At 72.4% G+C, this 19,352-nt stretch carries 14 protein-coding genes and 1 tRNA gene; 7 read left to right on the plus strand and 8 right to left on the minus strand.

All coding sequences use genetic code 11. The annotated features are described in order from the left end of the window. Positions 1-33 precede the first annotated feature (33 nt). Positions 34-447 carry a globin gene (locus ACF062_RS04895; protein ID WP_223774701.1) on the plus strand — a complete coding sequence of 138 codons (414 nt, stop codon included), beginning with the start codon at positions 34-36 and terminating at the stop codon, positions 445-447. Positions 448-488: 41 nt separating this feature from the next. Here ACF062_RS04895 and ACF062_RS04900 read toward each other — a convergent pair whose 3' ends face one another. From ACF062_RS04900 to ettA, 3 genes are read right to left on the minus strand one after another with little or no spacing between them, the layout of a single operon-like run. After that, on the minus strand, positions 489-1,175 hold the full coding sequence (locus ACF062_RS04900) for a hypothetical protein (protein WP_392135714.1): 687 nt from the start codon (positions 1,173-1,175) through the stop codon (positions 489-491). Next, on the minus strand, positions 1,172-1,612 hold the full coding sequence (locus ACF062_RS04905) for an acyl-CoA thioesterase (protein WP_392135716.1): 441 nt from the start codon (positions 1,610-1,612) through the stop codon (positions 1,172-1,174). The genes ACF062_RS04900 and ACF062_RS04905 overlap by 4 nt, the downstream gene beginning before the upstream one ends. Before the next feature lie 7 nt (positions 1,613-1,619). After that, positions 1,620-3,284 (minus strand): energy-dependent translational throttle protein EttA, encoded by a 1,665-nt coding sequence (gene ettA, locus ACF062_RS04910; RefSeq protein ID WP_392135719.1) that lies wholly within the window; start codon positions 3,282-3,284, stop codon positions 1,620-1,622. Between the two features lie 211 nt (positions 3,285-3,495). On the opposite strand from ettA, the gene ACF062_RS04915 reads away from it, so the two are divergent. After that, positions 3,496-3,792, plus strand: a complete 297-nt coding sequence (locus ACF062_RS04915; protein ID WP_392135722.1) for a DUF3303 family protein — start codon at positions 3,496-3,498, stop codon at positions 3,790-3,792. A gap of 71 nt (positions 3,793-3,863) precedes the next feature. Here ACF062_RS04915 and ACF062_RS04920 read toward each other — a convergent pair whose 3' ends face one another. The 4 genes from ACF062_RS04920 to ACF062_RS04935 form a co-directional block, all read right to left on the minus strand. Beyond that, positions 3,864-5,336, minus strand: a complete 1,473-nt coding sequence (locus ACF062_RS04920) for a Cys-Gln thioester bond-forming surface protein (protein WP_392135725.1) — start codon at positions 5,334-5,336, stop codon at positions 3,864-3,866. A gap of 282 nt (positions 5,337-5,618) precedes the next feature. Beyond that, complete coding sequence (locus ACF062_RS04925) at positions 5,619-6,038, minus strand: single-stranded DNA-binding protein (protein ID WP_392135728.1); 420 nt, start codon at positions 6,036-6,038, stop codon at positions 5,619-5,621. A gap of 170 nt (positions 6,039-6,208) precedes the next feature. Continuing rightward, entirely contained in the window at positions 6,209-8,242 is a 2,034-nt protein-coding gene (locus ACF062_RS04930) for a GTPase (RefSeq protein WP_392135731.1), read from the minus strand. 5 nt (positions 8,243-8,247) lie between these two features. After that, positions 8,248-9,918: a dynamin family protein gene (locus ACF062_RS04935; RefSeq protein WP_392135734.1), complete on the minus strand. Its 1,671-nt coding sequence runs from the start codon at positions 9,916-9,918 to the stop codon at positions 8,248-8,250. A gap of 310 nt (positions 9,919-10,228) precedes the next feature. Here ACF062_RS04935 and ACF062_RS04940 point away from each other — a divergent pair. From ACF062_RS04940 to ACF062_RS04950, 3 genes are all read left to right on the plus strand, one after another. Beyond that, positions 10,229-10,301: transfer RNA gene (locus ACF062_RS04940), tRNA-Arg, on the plus strand. 314 nt (positions 10,302-10,615) lie between these two features. Beyond that, positions 10,616-12,346 (plus strand): hypothetical protein, encoded by a 1,731-nt coding sequence (locus ACF062_RS04945; protein WP_392135737.1) that lies wholly within the window; start codon positions 10,616-10,618, stop codon positions 12,344-12,346. A gap of 151 nt (positions 12,347-12,497) precedes the next feature. After that, positions 12,498-14,948, plus strand: a complete 2,451-nt coding sequence (locus ACF062_RS04950) for an ATP-binding protein (protein WP_392135740.1) — start codon at positions 12,498-12,500, stop codon at positions 14,946-14,948. Here ACF062_RS04950 and ACF062_RS04955 read toward each other — a convergent pair whose 3' ends face one another. Further along, positions 14,949-16,892: an AMP-dependent synthetase/ligase gene (locus ACF062_RS04955; protein WP_392135743.1), complete on the minus strand. Its 1,944-nt coding sequence runs from the start codon at positions 16,890-16,892 to the stop codon at positions 14,949-14,951. A gap of 216 nt (positions 16,893-17,108) precedes the next feature. On the opposite strand from ACF062_RS04955, the gene ACF062_RS04960 reads away from it, so the two are divergent. After that, complete coding sequence (locus ACF062_RS04960; protein ID WP_392135746.1) at positions 17,109-17,588, plus strand: SCP2 sterol-binding domain-containing protein; 480 nt, start codon at positions 17,109-17,111, stop codon at positions 17,586-17,588. Positions 17,589-17,654: 66 nt separating this feature from the next. Further along, positions 17,655-19,346, plus strand: coding sequence for a hypothetical protein (locus tag ACF062_RS04965; RefSeq protein WP_392135748.1), 1,692 nt, complete (start codon positions 17,655-17,657; stop codon positions 19,344-19,346). Positions 19,347-19,352: the final 6 nt, after the last annotated feature.

Genomic DNA, 19,352 nt, shown 5'->3' on the forward strand with positions numbered 1-19,352 from the left:
AGCCTTCGGTCGTCGGTCGTCCCGTCTGAGACCATGGACGGTGTGAATGAGATCCCGCGCGGCACGCTTCAGGAGCAGACCTACTACGAACAGGTCGGCGGCGAGGAAACCTTCCGGCGCCTGGTGCACCTCTTCTACCGGGGAGTCGCGGAGGACCCGCTGCTGCGGCCGATGTACCCGGAGGAGGACCTTGGACCCGCCGAGGAGCGCCTCGCGCTCTTCCTGATGCAGTACTGGGGCGGCCCGCGCACCTACAGCGACAACCGCGGCCACCCGCGGCTGCGCATGCGGCACGCGCCGTTCACCGTGGACAGGGCGGCGCACGACGCCTGGCTGAAGCACATGCGCGCGGCGGTCGACGAGCTCGGCCTCTCCGAGGAGCACGAGCGGACGCTGTGGAACTACCTGACGTACGCGGCGGCGTCGATGGTGAACTCCGAGGGCTGACGGCCTGAGGCGGCTCCGGACCGGGGCGCCCCGCGGTCCGCCTAAGCGGGCGTGACCGTGAGGCCGCCGACGCCGGATCGCCGCACGGCGACGGAGCCATAGGCGGTACGCAGCCGGAGCCACGCCCCCGAGGACAGCAGGGTCAGCGTGTCCCCCCGCAGGAACCGGAGGGACTGCGCGGCATGCGCGGCGCGCATCGGCAGCCCCGTGTCCCCGACCGGCCGGGACCAGATCTCCCGCCCCACCCGGTCGAGCTCGGCCCGCACCCGCCGCTCGGCGGGCAACTCCTCGACGCGGGCCCGGAACTCGGCCACGGCGATCCGGACGAGATCCCGCACCGCGTCCGGGGCCGGCAGCCCCGGCTCCTGCCGCCATCCGCCCCGCGGCGGCAGCACGCCCGCCCACGGCGGTCCGGTGACGGCTTGCGGCACCGCGGCGACACCCGCCGACGTCACGGACTGCGCCGCCTCCCCCACGGACTCCAGGAACTCACCCGCGGAGACGGTGACGTCGAGCGTGGTGTCGAGCGCGTGTTCGTACGGCTTGGCGAGCCGCGCCGTGCGGATGGCGAGCACCTCGAACGACGGCGGCCGCCCGAACACGGCGAGCGTGTCCCCGGCGGCCTGCAACCGCACCGCGGCGGCCTTGTCGTAGTGGATCAGCCGGGCCAGGAAGGCGGCGAGGTCCGCCGCCTCCCCGGCATCGGCGAAGTGCAGCCGCGCGGTCATGCGGCGAGCGCCCCCGAACCGCCGTCGGCGGAATCGTCGACGTACTCCTGGAGGAACTGCCGCTCCTCGGCGGAGATCCGCCGGGGCCGCTGCGCCTCCAGGTCGAAGGGGACGACCACGGTCGAGGCCCGCACATACACCTGGTCCGCGTCCTTGATCTCGTACGCGATGGTCAGCGACGCCGCACCGATCTTCGTCACCCACGACTCGATGGTGACCGGCTCGTGCCGGTGCACCAACGGCCGTACGTAGTCGATCTCGTGGCGGGCCACGACCGAACCGCCGGAGAACGACGGGGACCCGTCACCGGGCGCCAGCCGGAACATGAAGTCGATGCGCGCCTCCTCCAGGTACCGGACGAAGACCGCGTTGTTGACGTGCCCGAAGGCATCCATGTCCGACCAGCGCAGCGGGCACTGGTAAATGTGTCGAGCCACCGCCGCCTCAGCCTCGCGTCAGCTTCTTGTAGGTGGCACGGTGCGGACGGGCCGCGTCCGGGCCGAGGCGCTCGATCTTGTTCTTCTCGTACGCCTCGAAGTTGCCCTCGAACCAGAACCACTTGGAGTCGCCCTCGTACGCCAGGATGTGCGTGGCGACGCGGTCCAGGAACCAGCGGTCGTGGGAGACGACCACGGCCGCGCCCGGGAACTCCAGGAGGGCGTTCTCCAGGGAGGACAGGGTCTCGACGTCCAGGTCGTTCGTCGGCTCGTCGAGGAGCAGGAGGTTGCCGCCCTGCTTGAGGGTGAGCGCGAGGTTCAGGCGGTTGCGCTCACCGCCGGAGAGCACGCCCGCGGGCTTCTGCTGGTCCGGTCCCTTGAAGCCGAAGGCGGACACGTACGCGCGGCTCGGCATCTCGACCTGGCCGACGTTGATGTAGTCCAGCTCGTCCGAGACGACCGCCCAGAGGGTCTTCTTCGGGTCGATGTTGGCGCGGCTCTGGTCGACGTAGGAGATCTTGACCGTGTCGCCGACCTTGATGGAGCCGGAGTCCGGCTCCTCGAAGCCCTGGATCATCTTGAACAGCGTGGTCTTGCCCGCGCCGTTCGGACCGATGACGCCGACGATGCCGTTGCGCGGCAGGGTGAAGCTCAGGTCGTCGATGAGGACCTTCTCGCCGAAGGCCTTCGAGAGGTTGTTGACCTCGACGACGATGTTGCCGAGGCGCGGGCCCGGCGGAATCTGGATCTCCTCGAAGTCCAGCTTCCGCATCTTGTCCGCCTCGGCGGCCATCTCCTCGTAGCGCGCCAGACGCGCCTTGGACTTGGCCTGCCGCCCCTTGGCGTTCGACCGCACCCAGTCGAGCTCTTCCTTCAGGCGCTTGGCGCGCTTGGCGTCCTTCTGGCCCTCGACCTTGAGACGGGTCTGCTTGGTCTCCAGGTACGTGGAGTAGTTGCCCTCGTAGCCGATGGCGCGGCCTCGGTCGAGCTCCAGGATCCAGCCCGCGACGTTGTCGAGGAAGTACCGGTCGTGGGTGACGGCGACGACGGTGCCGGGGTACTTCGCGAGGTGCTGCTCCAGCCACTGCACGGACTCGGCGTCCAGGTGGTTGGTGGGCTCGTCGAGGAGCAGCAGGTCGGGGGCTTCGAGGAGCAGCTTGCAGAGCGCGACGCGGCGCTTCTCACCACCGGAGAGGTTGGTGACGGGCCAGTCGCCGGGCGGGCAGCCCAGCGCGTCCATGGCCTGCTCCAGCTGGGCGTCGAGGTCCCAGGCGTTGGCGTGGTCCAGGTCCTCCTGGAGCTTGCCCATCTCCTCCATCAGCGCGTCGGAGTAGTCGGTCGCCATGAGCTCGGCGACCTCGTTGAAGCGCTTGAGCTTGCCCATGACCTCCTTCGCCCCGTCCTGCACGTTCTCCAGGACGGTCTTGGACTCGTCGAGGGGCGGCTCCTGGAGGAGCATGCCGACGGTGTAACCGGGCGAGAGGAAGGCGTCGCCGTTGGAGGGCTGCTCGATGCCCGCCATGATCTTGAGCACCGTGGACTTACCGGCGCCGTTGGGGCCCACGACACCGATCTTCGCGCCAGGAAGGAAGCTCAAGGTGACGTCGTCGAGGATCACCTTGTCGCCGTGCGCCTTGCGCGTCTTGCGCATGGTGTAGATGTACTCAGCCAAGAGAAACCGTCCGGCAATCAGTGAGTGGGCAGATACACCCCATCTTGCCTGACGGCCACCCTCCGGAGGAAACCCGTATGGCCGGGGCCCTGCCGGAGGGCGAGATGTTGCCGCCCCGACCGCCCGGAGAGACGCTGAAAGGGACGTCGCCAGGTCTCAGTGAGCACGGATGAGACCGTGCCGGTCGTGGTGACCGCTAGGAGCGCGCGCGATGAGGGTCATGCTGCGGGCACGTCTGGACACTCAGGCGTCGAATGAAGCACTCAAGAACGGCGCACTGCCGAAGATCATGCAGACGCTGACGGAACGACTCCAGCCCGAGGCCGCATATTTCGGGCCCTGTGACGGCGGTCGCTCCTGCACCTTCGTCTTCGACATGCAGGACAGTTCACGGTTGCCCTCCCTCACGGAGCCCCTCCTCCGGGATCTGGGCGCGGAGATAGAGATCCAGCCGGTCATGAACACCGAAGACCTGCAGAAGGGGCTTGCCGCACTGCGAGAGGACTGAGCCCCCTCCCCAGGTTCAAGTGTTGGTCGGCCGCGTGTTCACTTACCCATGGCACTCACCGGTTCACTGGTTCACTTGCCGGTGACCGCCGTCTCTTCGGGCGTCTCGGGCGTCTGGGCCGCCGGTTCCTTCTTGGAGCGGAGGAAGAAGACCGCCGCGCCGCCGAGCAGGATGAACCCCACCGCGATGCCCGCCATCAGCGGCGTATTGCCTGAGCTGCCGGTCTCGGCGAGGTCGCCGCCGCCCGTGATGCCGCCCGCCGACGCGGGGCTGGGCTCTGAGGCGGGCTGCGCCTTGTTGTCGAGAGCGCCGCCTTCGGTTCGGCAGTCGAGTACGCCCTTGAAGCGCTTCTGTACGCCGTTGGGCCCGGCGATCGTGAAGTCGTAGGGCTGGTCCTCCTGCAACGGGATCGTCACCGTCTGCGACGTGCCCGCCTTGATCGTGTGCTTGAAGCCCATCAGCCGGAAGGTGAAGGGGGCGTCGCCGTTGTTGCTCGCCGTGATGTCCACGCTGCCCTTGGCGCAGTTCTTCTCCGCCGACAGTGCCGGTATCGCACCCTTGTCCGCCCAGTCGGCCGTCGCCGTCGCCGACACCGTCGACTCGCTGGAACCCGCGAGGATCTGCGTCTGGCTCCTGGTCTCGGAGGTGAAGGCCCTGCCGACCGGCACGGTGGTCGACGCCTGTACGGAGAGCGCGGCCGAGCCGTCCGGCGCGTCCTTCGGCACGTCGAAGTAGAGCCGGCTGCCGTCACCCGCGGACTTCACGGGCTTGCCGTCCTTGCCGACCACCTTCACTCCGCTGGCCACGGAGTCGGCGGGCGGCGTCACGGTCACCGCCTCCGCGTCGGTCCGCACGGTGACCGGGCCGAGCCGCTCCCCCGCGCGCCCGGAGACCGCGGGCGGCTCCAGTGTCAGCGACGCCTTGGGCTCCACGCCGGCGCGTGCGCTCTTGTGCAGATAGTCGGCGAGCTTCTCGGCCTGCGGGTCGACGGCGTCGACGTGCGCGCCGTCCGAGTACCGCCAGATCGCCACCTGGGTGCCGGCCGCGGCGGTCTGCTCGGTGAGGGACGTCGCGCCCGCCTTCTTGGCGAGCGCCGCGAGGTCGTTCACCTGCGGGTAGGAGTGCTGGAGGATCCAGCGGATCCTCCCGGCGTCACGGTTGCCGTTCAGCGACGTGCCGCTCCAGGGGGTCTCCTGGTATCTGGCGTCCTTCTGCGTGGGGTTGTGGATGTCGACGCAGTACGTCTGGAGGGTGCCGCCATCCTCCACGGCCATCTCGAAGAGCCCGGCGGGCACCTGCTGGGAGCTGCCGTTCTCGTGGACGACCGCCTGGTCGTACGTCTGCAACCCGCCCAGCGTCGCGGTCGCGCCGCCCCGGTGCTGCGGCGCCTCCTCGGCCGTCGCCGGGCCCGCGCCGACCAGTGCCCCCGCGGCGAGGAGCCCCGACGCCGCGGTCACGGCGGCGAGGCGGGCGACGCCTCGGCCGCGTGGCGGCACCGCAGACGAAGCGGCGGACGCGGAAAGCGCGGTAAACGCAGAAAACACTGAATTCCCCTCCGGGCGGGACCCGTTCACAACGAGGGGGGTGGTCCCGCCAGCAGATTGAAAGGGGCAGGAACACCTGCCACCTGCATGGCATCTCCTGCCAACTGCCCCGTGAGCTACGTCCGGCATCCTAGGGAAGCGGCGCACCATGACCCTCAGTCATACCGTCGGATAACCGTTCCGACTCGTAATCGTTATCGCCAACCACCCGCGCGAGCTGGGCTTATCGACAAATCAACGGGCATTCCGAGCGGTGGCACGCTGGTTGACGGGCCATCACCATCAGCCCACCGGCTCCGGTTCGGGCTCTCGCACGGGCGGAGAATCCGTCAGCGACGCATCCGGCCTGCCCACGCGCCGGAACGCCGCGGTCCCGCGTGACAGATCGTGACCGATGGCCTGCGCGTCGATGTCCGCCGAGGTCCAGTGCTGACCGCCGCGCTCCTCGTCGCGCACCTTCAACCGCCCCTGCACGATGACTGGTTCGCCCACCGCGAGCGATGCCTGCACATTGCTGCCGAGCGCGCGCCTGGCCCAGACGGTGAAGAAGTTGGTGTGTCCGTCGTTCCAGGTGTTCTTCACCGCGTCGAAGTACCGCGCCGTCACCGCGAGCCGGAACCGCGCCACCGGTCCCGACGGCAACTCCCGGTACACCGGCGTCGTCGCGACGTTCCCCACCACGGTCACCATCGTCTCGTTCATGTCCTGCCCCTCCCGTGCGTCCGTCCGTGCCGCCGTGCCTTCCGCGGCCGCGCTCTCAGACTGCACCCGTCCGGCCGAGCCCGCTGAGCCCTGTGCGCTACCCACTGGTTGTGGATAACTCGGTCACCCGAAGGCGCCCTTCACCCCCGACGGCCGACCCTGAGGCGACCTCACCCAAGAGCCCCGCGCGTCCCCGTCACGCGCACGTACTGCTCCCTGACCTCCAGATACCGCAGCAGCTCGGCGGCCACCGGATCGAGGACCCGGGCCCGCCCGCACCCGGCGGCCGCCTCCCGCAGCCGCCGCTCCGCTTCGTGCCCGTACCGTCGCGCGGGCCCTCGCGCGGCCAGCCGGCTCGCCCACTCCACGCACGGGCCGCCCACGATGCCCGCAAGCATCAGCAGCACCGGCACGCCGAGGTTCGGGTCGGCGATGCCGATGATCTGCCCCAGCAGCCAGAGCCCGCCCACGACCTGGAGCATCGACATCGCGGCCTGCGCGAGGACCGCCGCGGGCCACCAGTTGGGCCGCGGCGGACGTCCGACCGGCACACCCGCCGTCACCGCCAGCTTGTCGAGCGCCTCGGGCAGCCCTTCGGCGCCGCGCGCGGCGGCCTCCCGCACGGCCTGGCCCCAGGGCACGGGCAGCCCCGCGGCCGCCTCGTCGGCCACCGTGCGCACGGCGTGCTCCACCCGCTGGCGCGCCGTCACCTCCTCGTCCACCACGGGCAGGGCCACGGGCGTCGCGGCGGCGCCGTGCGGCGAGCGCTGCGACTCGTACCACCGCCAGAGTCTGAGCCAGGGGTCACCGCACGCCTTGCCCGCGTGTCTGCGCCAGGCCCGTTCCGCCGCGTCCCCGGCCGCCGCGGCGCCCACCGCGTCCGCGAGACGGTCCGCGAACTCCTCGCGGGCCTCCTCGCTGAGTCCGACGCGCCCGGGGCGGCGACCGCGGGGCGCCCCGGCGACGTAGACCGGACGCAGGCGTTCCGCGGCGGCGTCCAGGTCGGCGGAGATCCGGCGGACGGCGGCGCCCCGTTCCTGGGTGAACTGGCCGAGTGCCTCCCTCAGTTCGCCGATCCCGTCACCGGTCAGCGCGGAGATGGCGAGCACGGTGGCGCCGGGTTCTCCGTGTTCGCCGAGTGCGATGCCGTCCTCGTCGAGGAGCCGGCGCAGATCGTCGAGGACCTGGTCGGCGGCGTCGCCGGGGAGCCGGTCGATCTGGTTGAGCACCACGAAGGTGACCTCGGCGTGCCCCGCCATGGGCCGCAGATACCGCTCGTGGAGCATCGCGTCCGCGTACTTCTCCGGGTCGACGACCCAGATGACGGCGTCGACGAGTGCCAGGATCCGGTCGACGTGCTCGCGGTGCTCGCCGACCGCCGAGTCGTGGTCGGGCAGGTCGATCAGTACGAGCCCCTGGAGCTCGTCGGCACCGGGCCCCTGGAGGGGGCGACGACGCAGCCGCCCCGGGATGCCGAGCCGGTCGAGCAGCCCGGCGGCGCCGTCCGTCCAGCTGCACCCGATGGGCGCGGCGGTGGTCGGCCTGCGTACGCCGGTGTCCGAGATCATCACGCCGGCGAGGGCGTTGAAGAGCGTCGACTTGCCGCTGCCGGTGGCGCCCGCGATGGCGACGACGGTGTGCCGTTCGGAGAGCCGCCGCCGGGCGTCGGCCTCGTCGAGGACCCGGCCGGCCTCGGCGAGGGTGCCGGTGTCGAGCCGGGTGCGGGAGAGCCCGACGAGTTCGCGCAGCGCGTCGAGCCGCGCGCGCAGGGGCCCGTCGTACGGCGTGGGGGGCGCGGTGGGGGCGTAGGCGCGGGGGGTGGTGGCGGGTTTCGAGGCGTCCGCGACGCGACGTGCGATGAGGCCGTCGCCCCAGGCGTCCTCGGGGTCGTCGGCGGACTGGCCGGGACCCTCGGGGGACCGGATGGGCTTCTGCTCGGTGCGGGCGGGCTTCTGCTCGGTGCGGGTGGAGGCCTGACCTGACCGGCCGGCCTCTCCGGGATGCCCCGTGCCTGCCGCGCCTGCCGGGCCTTCCGCGGCTGTCGTGCCCGTCATGCCCGGCTCGTTCGCCGGGCCCGCCGCGCGCCCCGCAAGCCCCGCGCGCCCGGCAGCCGCCCCCTCCCGCTCGGCCCGCGCCTCTGTCTCCTTTCGCTCCTCCCGCTCCTCCCGCTCGTCGCGTTCGGTGTGATCAGTGACGGCAGTCACCGCGGTCACCTCTCCTTCTGAAGTACGGACAGGGCGGCGATCAGCTCGGCCTGGGGTTCGGGATGCACGTCGAGGGCGTACAGGGGTGCGAGCCGCCGTTCGCGCTCGGTGGCGAGGACCTTCTCCAGATACTCGGTCAGCAGGCGCCCGCCCCGGTCACGCAGCCGGACCGCGCCCTGGGCGCCGATCCGCTCGGCGAGGATCTCCCCGGCCGCGCGGGCCCGGTGCCCGCCGAGGAGGGCCGTGGCGAGCAGCGCGGCGACGACCTCGGGGTCGGGCAGGCCGTTCCTGTCGATGCGCTCCAGGCCGCGCACCTCGTCATCGGCGTACTCCTCCAGGACGCGCCGCCATCTGCGGACCGCCATCCCGATGCGGTGCTCGGCGCTCTCCACCTCCGGATCGCGGTCGGCGAGCCCCGGGGCGCCCGCGGCGGGTTCGCGCCGCCAGGCCTCGTCGATGCGCTCGTCGGCGGCCGTGACGGCGCACAGCAGCAGCGCCTCCAGGCTCTCGGCGATCGCGTCGAGCAGTTCGCCGGGCCCGCAGTCGAGCGGATAGCTGCGCCACCGCTTCAGGGCGTCGCCCGCCAGTACGCCACCGGCCTGCAATCGCCCCTTCACGCGCGCGTACTCGTTGTCGTACGCCTCGTCGACGGCGGAGGTGAGCCGCAGAGCGGCGGCGTACTGGGCGGCGACGGCACCCGCGAGTTCGGGGAGCCGGGAGTCGAGCGAGTGCAGGACGCCGTGTGCCGTACGGGCGATGGCGGCGGCGCGGGCGGCGGGTTCCTGGACCCGGTGCGTGAGCCAGGCCCGCAGCGGTGCGACGGCGGTGGCGGGGAGCAGCCCGCCACCGCCCGCGGACTCGGGCAGTTCCGGCACGGTGAACCGCGGTACGTCGCCGAGCCCCGCCTTCGTGAGGAGGGCGCCGTACTGCCGTGACACCTCCGTCACCACCTGGTGGGGCACGCGGTCGAGGACGGTGACGAGGGTGGCGTCGTGCTCCTTGGCGGTACGCAGCAGATGCCAGGGCACCGCGTCGGCGTACCGGGAAGCGGTGGTCACCATCACCCATACGTCGGCCGCGGAGATCAGCTCGGCGGCGAGACAGCGGCTGTCGGGGACGAGCGAGTCGACGTCGGGCGCGTCCAGGAGGGCGAGCCCGCGGGGCAGGGTGTGGGCGGTCTCGATCCGCAGGGCGCGTTCCTGCTCCTCCCCGCCCCCGCCGCCGTCGCCGTACGTCGGCATGTCGTCGTCGTTGTCCTCCTCGTCCTCCCCTTCGCTGCCCTGCACGGACTTCTTCGGGGGCATCCACACGCGGGTGAGGTCGGGCAGGACGCGCATCCCGGCGAACCAGTGATGATCATCCGGATGGCAGACGAGCACCGGCGTCCGCGTCGTGGGCCGCAGCACGCCCGCCTCGCTGACCTGCCGGCCCACGAGGGAGTTCACCAGGGTGGACTTGCCCGCCCCGGTGGATCCGCCGATGACGGCGAGCAGCGGCGCTTCGGGCGCCTTGAGCCGGGGCACCAGGTAGTCGTCGAGCTGTGCGAGCAACTCGTCCCGATTGGCACGCGCGCGTGGCGCCCCCGGCAGGGGGAGCGGAAAGCGTGCGGCGGCGACACGCTCGCGCAGGGCGGAGAGTGCGTCAAGCAATTGAGGCCGTACGTCCAAGGTCACCACATGCGAAGAATGCCCAATTTTGATGGTTTTCTGAAGCATATGAGAGCCTCTGCGCGCCGATCGGACACCACGGAGGGAAGGGGCGACTGGGGGCGCAGGCATAACGAGTGCACAACACCCGTGGCGCGAGGCGCCAAAAGCGATGCGAGATTCGCACCTGCCTGCGATTATCAGGACCGCTTCACCGAACCTCCACATCGCGGCGCGGAGGCGAAGCACCAGGGACAGGGACCCGGGAGCCCTATCCTTGTCCCCGGCAAGGTCACGGATCTCCCCCACATCCGAACCCCATGCCACCCGGCCACACCCGGCCCCCGTAGCTCAGTGGATAGAGCAGGCGCCTTCTAAGCGCTTGGCCGCAGGTTCGAGTCCTGCCGGGGGCACACACACGGCCTCTCACCCGCGAACGCGGGCGAGAGGCTTCTTGGTGTGCAGGCCGCGGGCCCCCATCGGCATGGCCGAACCGGTTTTCGCCACTCGATCTACAATGAAGCCCGCCAGGCCGTCGCGGCCCGGCCCGGCGCGGATCTGAGAGGTTGCGGGACGGCTTGAAGTGCGCTAGCGACACTGACCGCGAACCGCGAACCGCGAACCGCGAACCGCGAACCGCGAACCGCGAACCGCGAACCGCGAACCGCGAACCGCGAACCGCGAACCGCGAACCGCGTAAGCCGTGCTGAGCGCGAGGAGGTTCGGGATGGCCGCGCGTTTTGCTGACATTCCGTTCCTGCGCGTTCCCGTCGGGCACGATGCCCACCGCTGGAGCACCTTTCCGGGCGAGCGGCGGCTCGTCGTCGCCACCCGTACGCTCACCTCGACGATCCGCGCCCTGGAGACGCTGCCGCCGGTGCTGCGCGCGGATCCCCGCGTGTCCGTGGTCTTCGCCCACGATCCGACCTCCGCTTTCAGCGACGGCTCGCTCGACCTGCTCCACGATGCGGGCTGCCGTGTCATGCCGTGGGAGCAACTGCCGTACGCCGCCCCGGATCTGATCCTCAGCACCAGCGAGAACATCGACGTCTCCGAGGGTGAGTGCCCGGTGCTCGTGCTGCCGCACGGCATCGGCTTCCAGAAGTACGTGCCCGACTCCCGCTCCCCCCGCAGGCGGCTGTCGGGCGTCGCGCCCGACGCGCTCTTCGAGGCGGGCCGGGCCTGGACCGCCGTGTCGCATCCGGAACAGGAGCGGCAACTGCTCGCCGCGCATCCGAAGAGCGCCGGACGGACTCTGCTCATCGGTGATCCCTGCCTCGACGAACTGCTCGTCAGCGGGGACCGGCGCGGTGAATACCGGCGGGCGCTGGGCGTCGCGGACGGTCAGCGGCTGGTGCTCGTGACCTCGACGTGGGGGCCGACGTCGCTCATCGGCCGTGACCCCGGCCTGCCCGCGCGGCTCCTCGCCGATCTGCCCTGGGACGAGTACCGCGTCGCGCTGGTCCTCCACCCCAACGTGTGGTCGGCCCACGGCGCCTGGCACCTCCGGGCCCTGCTGGCCGAGGCCCTCGACGCCGGGCTGCTGCTGATCCCGCCGGTGCACGACTGGCGTCCCGCGCTCGTGGCCGCCGACGCGGTCATCGGCGACCACGGCTCGGTGACGCTGTACGGCGCCGCCCTGGCCAAGCCCCTGGCCCTGGCCGCGTACGGAGAAGAAGAAGCCGTGCCCGGCACCGCTGCCGCCGACCTGGCGGAACTCGCGCCTCGGTTCGAACCCCAGGGCGGCCCACTGCGCCAGATCGAGGCCGTGCTGCGGGCCCACGCGGACCAGCCCGAGCGGTACGCGCCGGCGGTCTCCCGGGCCTTCGACGAACCCGGCACCGCACTCACCCGGCTGCGCACGGCGCTGTACGGCCTGCTCCGTCTGGAGCCGCCGCCGACTCCGCCGCCGGCTCCGCTGGTCCTCGTACCGCCGGGCCCGCTCGCGACGAACGTCACTTCCTGGGTGGTCGGCACCCGCATCGAGACGGAGGAAGCGGGGCGGACCGCCGTGACCGTCCGCCGTGTCCCCGCCGCCGTCGGCGAAGCGTGGAGCGAGGAGGGCGAGGGAGACGCGGGGGACGGGTGCTTCTCGCATCTTTCCGTCCGCCCCGGTGACGAACGTGACCAGCGCCTGACCGAGAGCGCCTCGGTCCTGGTGGCCTCGGATCCGGCGCCGACGGCGGCCGCGGCCCGGAGTTGGGGGCGCGACGCGCTCGCCACGTGGCCCGGGAGCCTGCTGGCCGCGACCGTGCTCACCTCCGGGGACTGCCTGGTGGTCCTCCGTGACGGCCGGACCGTGCTGGCGTCGGCCGACGCCGGGAACCTCGACCCCGGGCTGGTGTCGGCAGCCGTCTACACCTGTCTCCGGGCCGGGCATCCGCCGGCCGCCGGCTCCATGACACTGCGCGTCGGCGCCCACCGCGACGACGTCCTTCTGTCGTCCTGGTCCCCCTGACCGCCCTGCCGGCCGGCTCCCCGGCAGGTCTGCCGCGTCCGTCGGCCGCCAAGTGCCCTACTACACAGCCCTCCTTGATCACACTACGGTGGTCGTCAGCACGCGGGTTGCCGCCGATACGGCGGCTCAGCCGATACGCGAAGGGGGACCAGTGGCAATCGAGGTGGCGGCCATCGCCGCGTCGGGAGCGACGAGCACGCTGGTCGGGCTCGCGGTCACCGAGGCGTGGACGCGTACGCGGGCCCTCGTCACCCGGCTCTTCAGCCGTCGGCAGGACGACGCCACGGCAGGGGACCAGCAGCTCCAGTCGGCCGTGGAGGAGCTGGCGGCGGCGTTTCAGTCGGAGGACCCGCGCTCGCTGGGGGACGCCGCCGACCGGCTGCGGCGCAGGTTGCGCCACTCGCTGCGGGAGGAGTCCCCGGTCGCCGGCGAACTGGTCTCGCTCCTCCGTGACCTGGATCCGGAGGGCGAACGGGAAGGCGCCGGCGCGGCAGCCCCGTTCGTGACCGCCTCGACCGGCATCGCGTACGACGTACCCCCCGCCCCGCGGCCCGGCGGCCCGCCCTCCCAGGTCCCGGTACTGCGCACCCGCTTCGTCAACCGCACGGCGGAGATCACGGATCTGGACGGCTCGTCGGCAGGCGCCACCGCCGTCGCCTCGCACGTCGATGTCCGTGTGCTGGCCGGGCCGCCCGGAGTCGGCAAGTCCGCCCTGGCGCGGCACTGGGCGCACACCATGCGCGAGCGCTTCCCCGACGGGCGGCTGTACGTCGACTTCGCAGCGCTGCGGGACCGCGCCGGTGCCGGCGGCGACGTGGCGGACGCCGTGGGCCACTGTCTGCGGTCCCTCGGTGTCGACGACTCGCTGCTGCCGCCGTCCCTGGCCGAGCGGACCGCGCTCTTCCGGAGCCGGACGGCCGATCTGCGGGTGCTCCTCGTACTGGACGATGTGACCTCGCCCGCGCAGGTACGGGCCCTGGTCCCGCAGGGGCCCGGGAGCACCGTCCTCGCCACGAGCACCGCGAGACTCGGCGAACTCGCGCTGGACGGCGCCCGACCGCTGTCCCTGGAGCCCTTCACACGGGACGCCGCGCTTCTCCTGCTGGCCGACCGGTGCGGCGAGGACCGGATCGCCGCCGAGCCGGAGGCCGCGTGCCGGGTCGCCGACCTGTGCTCCGGACTCCCGGTCGCCCTCCAGGTGGCCGCGGCGCGGCTGGTGAACGAGCGGCGCCTGACGCTGGCGTCGCTCGCCGCCGAACTGGCGGACGACAAGCGCCGGTTGTCCGCCCTGAGCGTGGGGGGCGAGTCCCCCGTCACCGCCGTCCTTGACGCCTCCTACCGGCAGCTGTCACCGGAGCTGGCGCACGGGTACCGGCTTCTCGGCTGGGTCCCCGGCCACTGCTTCGACGCGGCGACAGCCGCTGCCGCGCTCGGCTCCGACGTGGCGGCCGCCCAGCTCCTCCTCGACGTCCTGGAGGACATGAGCCTGCTGGAGACGGCGGAGGACCGCCGGTACCGGTTCCACGGCCTCGTGCGCGTCCACGCTCGTGAGCGCGCGGCCGCCGAGGAGCCCGCGGACGCCGAAGGCACGGTGGTGGGGCGGGTCCTGACCCACTACCTGGCGCTCACCGCGTTCGCCGACCGCTCGGTGCGCGCCGACCGGACGCGTGCGGCCGACCTCCGTCCGCTGCTGGCGGGGCGCGCCGACCCCTTCGCGGCCCACGGCGGTCCCCGGCCACTGGACTGGCTGGCGGCCGAGCGGGCCAACATCATGGCGGTGCTGCGTGCAGCCGGTGCCCACCGGCTGCACACGCCCGGATGGCAGCTCGCGGAGTGCTTCACCGTGCTGTTCCTGCACCACAGGCACCTCGGTGACTGGAAGGAGTCCCTGGAGCTGGGCGCCGGGTACGCGCGCTCCGCCGTCGCCCCGGCAGCCGAGGCCCGGCTGCGCAGCCTGCTCTCCCGCCCGCTCATGGACCTCGGCGAGCACGACAGGGCGGAGCGGGAGCTGACCGCGGCGCTGGCCTGTGCGGAGGTCTCCGGCGACCTGGTGCTGCTCGCGTCCGCGCTGGAGTTCTCGGGCCGCTATTGGGACCGCTTCGATCCGGCCCGCGCCATCGCGGCGTATCGGCGCTCCATGGAGCTGAACCTCCGGGCCGGCGAGGCACGCGGCGCCGCCATCGCCGCCTTCTTCCTCGGGCGGGCCGAGGACGCGAGCGGCGACTTCGCCCGCGCCCTCGCCACCCTCCGGCAGGCCCGCACGGACCTGCTGTCCCTGCCTTCTCCCGACCACCGCATGGCGGCCCGGGCCACCGCCGCGCTCGGCCGGTGCCTGGACCACCTGGGCCGGACCGGTGAAGCCGTACCCGTCCTGCGGGAGGCCGCGCGGTCTCTGGAGGGCCTCGAAGCGTACGCCTACGAAGCCGAGGCCCTGCTCGACCTGGCCGCCATCGCCGAACGCCCGGGCGGCGACCGCTCCCGGCTGCGGGAGGACCTGGCCAGGGCCCTGGCCATCCACAAGGACATGGAGAGCCCGCTCACCGGGGAACTGGCCGAGCGGCTGCGCGCCGCGGAGGAGCCGCGCCGTTCGCCTCCCGAGTGATCAGCCGCTGGGCGCCGTGCCCCCCTCGTACAGCGCCTCGATCTCCTTCGCGTACGCCGCCGTCACCGCGCTCCGCTTGATCTTCAGGGACGGTGTGAGCAGCCCGTTGTCCTCCGTGAACTCCCCTTCCACGATGGCGAACCTGCGGATCGACTCGGCTCTGGAGACCGCCGCGTTGGCGTGGTCCACCGCCTTTTGTACCTCCGCGGCCATCTCCGGGTCCCGGGCCAGCTCCGCGAGAGGTGTGTCCTTGGGGCGCTTGCGTACGGCGAGCCAGTGCTCGACGGCCTCGGGGTCCAGGGTGATGAGCGCGGCGACGTAGGAGCGGTTGTCCCCCACGACGATGCACTGCCCCACGGGCGCACGGCCGCGCAGGCGGTCCTCCAGGACGGCGGGCGAGACGTTCTTGCCGCCGGAGGTGACGATGAGGTCCTTCTTGCGGCCGGTGATGGTGAGGTAGCCGTCCTCGTCGAGCGCGCCCAGGTCGCCGGTGGCCAGCCACTCGCCGGTGAGCACGGTGTCCGTCGCCGCCGGGTCGTTCCAGTAGCCGCTGAAGACGATGCCGCCCTTGAGCAGCACCTCGCCGTCCTCCGCGATGCGCACGGCCGTGCCGGGCACGGGCAGGCCGACCGTACCGGGGCGGGGCCTCAGCGGTGGCGTGATGGTGGCGGCGGCCGTGGTCTCCGTCAGGCCGTACCCCTCGTAGATGATGATCCCGGCGGCGTAGAAGAAGAGGTTGAGCTCGCGGTCCAGGGGGGAGCCGCCGCTGATCGCGTACCGCAGGTGCCCGCCGACCTCCTTGCGGATGCGGCGGTAGACGAGGAGTTCGTACAGCGCCCAGCCGAGGCGCAGCCCCAGGGAGGGGCCGGGCCGGCGCGGGTCGAGGAACTTGTCCAGGTACGCCTCGGCGAAGCGCACCCCGATGCGCTCCGCCCGGTCGAAGGACGCGGCGCGGCCGATCTTCTCGGCGGTCGCCCGGCCGGTGTCGTGGATCTTCTCGAAGAGGTACGGGACGCCGACGAGGAACGTGGGCTTGAAGGCGCGCAGTTCCGGCCGGAGTTCGTCCGGCTTGATGCTCGGGCAGTGGCCGAGCTCTATGCGGGCGAGCAGGCACGCGATCTGGAGGCTGCGGCCCAGTATGTGGGCGAGCGGCAGGAAGAGGAGCGTGGCGGCGACCTGTCCGGTGATCTCCTTGAAGACGGGGTGCAGCAGCTCGACCGTGTTGGCGGCCTCGGCGTGGAGGTTGCCGTGCGTGAGGACGCAGCCCTTGGGGCGTCCGGTGGTGCCCGAGGTGTAGCAGAGGGTGGCGATGGTGTCGGGGGTGAGCGCGGCGCGCCGCTTCGTCACCTCCTCGTCGGGCACGTCCCGGCCCAGCAGCACCAGTTCCGCCATCGCGCCGCCGTCGAGGTGCCGGACGCGTGGTGGTGTCCCACCGGAGGCACTGAGGGCCGCCTCGGCGGTCGCCGCGTTCTCGGCGGTCTCCGCTATCAGGAGGCGGGCTCCCGAGTCGCGGACGATCCACTCGATCTGCTCCGCCGACGACGTGGCGTAGACGGGGACGCCCTGGCCGCCCGCCGCCCAGATCGCGAAGTCCAGGACCGCCCACTCGTAGCGCGTGCGCGACATCAGCGCGACGCGTCCGCCGGGTTCGAGGCCCGCCGCCATCAGGCCCTTGGCGGTCTCCGTCACCTCGCGGGCGAAGGCCGCCGCCGTCACCGGCTGCCACCGGCCGCCCTGCTTGCGGCGCAGCACCACGGCGTCGGGGGCCTCGTGCGCGTTGACGAAAGGGATGTCGGCGGTACTGCCCGTGGTGGCCCGCGCGGCCAGTGGGGCGGTGCGGGCCTCGCGCACGGTGCCGTGCTCGTCCCTGACGAGTTCGACCCGGGCGCGGTCCGCGAGCCCGCTGCGTCGCTGTGCCCTTCTCAGATCCTTGCGTACGCCCATGACGGCTCCCGGGGTCCGGTTCACGGAGGTGCTGCTCGATGTGGTGCCCGCTTGCTCACGGCCTGCTTGCTTACGCGGCCGTCAACTTACTCGCCCGTAAGGAAAATTCAATGGGCCGGACAGCGGCAGTCGTACGCGTTTTCCCGTGCCGCCCGCCCCCGCCGTACGCTGCCACGGGGCAACTGCCGCAAGGAGATCGGGTTAAGGAGACGGGCCGTGGCGGACGACATCAGCAAGATCGCCGGACTGGATTTCGCGAGCGTCACCCCGGAGGAGTTCGCCCGCATCGTGAAGGGCCTCTCCGACAAGGAGATAGCCGGGATCGCCCGCGACGGAACGCTGCGCAAGCGCGTCCTGGACGAGGTCTTCCGGCGCATGGAGCGGCAGTTCAGGCCGGCGGCGGCCGGCTCGCTGGCGGCGCTGCTCCGGTGGCGGGTCACGGGCAGCGGTGACAACCCCGAGGTCGTGTACGAGACGCGGATCGCGGACGGCGTCTGCACCGTGCGGGAGGGACGTTCGGAGGCGGAGCCACGGGTCACGTTCGCCATGGGCGACGCCGCGTTCCTCAAGCTCGTCTCGGGCAACGCCAGCCCCGTCACGCTGTTCATGCTGCGCAAGGTCAAGGTCACGGGGGACGTCGCGCTGGCGGCGGCGCTCACGCGGTACTTCGACATACCCGGGCGGCCGGGCGCGTGATGCCGGGCGGGGCGTAGCCGGCCGGCGGGGCTCAAGGCCGGGGTGAGCTGCGCCGATGTAGGGCCCATGACGTCTACGTACTCCTTTGGCTCCTCCGGTGTCGGTACCGCGGAGGCCGGGCTGCCCGTCGACGCCCGGGCCGAGCGATGGCGGGCGGCCGCGCGGCTCGGGCTCGCCTTCCTGCCGGCCCTCGTCGTCGCCTTCGCCGGGTTCCAGCGGCGGTGGATGTCCGACGACGGTCACATCTACGTGCGGACGGTGCGCCAGGTGCTGGCGGGCAACGGGCCCGTCTTCAACGCCGGGGAGCGGGCCGAGTCGTCCACCGGGACCCTGTGGCAGTGGCTGCTGGTCGCCGCCGGGGCGCCCGGCTTCGACATCCCCACGGCGGCGATGTACGGCGGTCTGTTCCTGACCGCCGCCGGCTTCGCGCTCGCCGCGGCCGCCGCGCTGCGCCTGCGCGGCGGGGACGGCCTCCTGCTGCCCTGCGGCGCCCTCGTGCTCCTCGCGCTGCCGCCCGTCTGGGACTTCGCGACGTCCGGCCTGGAGACGGGGCTGGCGACCTGCTGGATCGCGGGCGCCTGGCTGATGCTCGTCACCCGGCCCCGCGCGCTGGCGACCTGCGCGATGCTGGGGCTCGGCCCCCTCGTGCGGCCGGACCTGGCACTGGTGTCGCTGGTCTTCCTCGCCGCCCAGTGGGCCGTGGCGCGCCCGCCCTGGCGCGGGGTGCTCGCGGGCGCGGGCGCCGCGGGGGCGCTGCCGGTCGCGTACGAGATCTTCCGCATGGGCTACTACGGCCATCTGATGCCGCTGCCGGGCGTCACCAAGGAGGCCTCGCGGAGCCTGTGGTGGCGGGGCGCCGACTATCTCGACGACTTCGCCGGTACGTACCTGCTGTGGCTGCCGCTGCTGATGATCGTGGCGGGCCTCCTGGCGTCCGGGCGGATGCGCGAACGCGTCGTCGTGGCCGCGCCGGTGGTCGCGGGGGCGCTCTGCTGGCTCTACGTCATCAAGGTGGGCGGCGACTTCATGCACGGGCGGATGTTCCTGCCGGGACTGCTGCTGATGCTGCTGCCCGTCTTCCTCGTGCCCGTCACGCGCGCGTGGACGATCGTCGGCGCCGGGGTCGCGGTGTGGGCCGTGACGTGCGCGGCCGTACTGCGGGTGCCGTACGAGGGCCGGATCGGGCCCGGCGGAATCGCGGACGAGCGGGGCGTGTACGTACACCAGAACGACGCCCGCCACCCCGTGCACCACACCTTCGCGGGGCAGCCCGGCAACATGGCCTACGCCGGTCTCGTGCGGGAACGGACGCGGGACGGCGCGCCCACGCTGCTGCTCGCCAGGAGCCCGGTCGCCGCGGCCCGGCCCGGGATCACGGGGGTCTACAACACGCTCGGCTTCAGCGGTTCCGTGATCCCGCTGTCCGGCGCCGCGCTCGACCCGATCGGGCTCGCCTATCCACTGGCGGCCCACTCCCAGCCCATCAACGGCCGGGTGGGGCACGACAAGCGGCTCCCCGACGAGTGGATCGTCGCCGACCGAGGGGTCAGGGGCGCGCTGCCGGAGGGGCTCGACCCGAAGCGCGTCGCGGCTGCCCGGCGTGCCCTGCGCTGCGAGCCGTTCGCCGAGCTGCGGGCGGCCACACGGGCGCCGATGACGGCCGGGCGGTTCTGGCGGAATCTGACGGGTGCCGCGGGGCTCACGGCCTTCCGGTTCCCCAACGATCCGGTGCGGGCGGAGCGGGAGTTGTGCGGGTAGCCACCC

Origin of the sequence: Streptomyces sp. NPDC015345, assembly GCF_043078805.1 — a bacterium.
Taxonomy (GTDB): Bacteria; Actinomycetota; Actinomycetes; order Streptomycetales; family Streptomycetaceae; genus Streptomyces.